This is a genomic window from Paenibacillus sp. P4_A7 (assembly GCF_056402455.1).
In genome coordinates this window covers 1-540 of record NZ_JBFUHJ010000933.1, presented here as the reverse complement: position 1 = coordinate 540, position 540 = coordinate 1, and the positions used below count along the sequence as shown (strand labels likewise).

1 protein-coding gene is annotated in these 540 nt (G+C 48.3%); it reads left to right on the top strand.

What is annotated here, in order from left to right; all coding sequences use genetic code 11:
* Window positions 1-23 precede the first annotated feature (23 nt).
* On the top strand, window positions 24-540 hold a 517-nt coding region (locus tag AC1DWN_RS35020), incomplete at its 3' end, for a metallophosphoesterase (RefSeq protein ID WP_477563385.1).

The window sequence follows — 540 nt, the reverse complement described above, 5'->3', positions numbered from 1 at the left end:
CCCTTTCAGAGGAGGACTTCACTTTGGCTGCTTCCGTACCAGCCGCTGAGTATGTTAGCAACGGCCAGGTTCAAGCGCTAATTCAGGACCTGATTCCGGGACGGGATGATTACGATTATACGTTTGTAGCCATGCCTGATACGCAGCTTTATGCGGAAATTATACCTGAATACTTCCAAGCTCAGGTCGAATGGATTAGGGACAATAAGGAAGCGATGAATATTCGCTACGTGGCGCACGTTGGTGATATCGTTAATTTCTCAGCTAACATGGATCAGTGGGACCGGGCGGATAAGTTCATGAAGGTGCTTGAGGATGCTGACATCCCATACGGAGTAGTAGCCGGGAACCATGATGTATTTGATGGAGGAGCAAACTCGGTACCGGATTACTCGGCGTTTTCGCAGTATTTTGGCAAGGCACGCTTCGAGGATAAACCTTTCTATGGTGAATCCTATAAGGACAATCGCGGTCATTACGACTTGATCTCAGCGAGCGGCAATGACTATATTTTCGTCTACATGGGCTGGGGCGTTAATG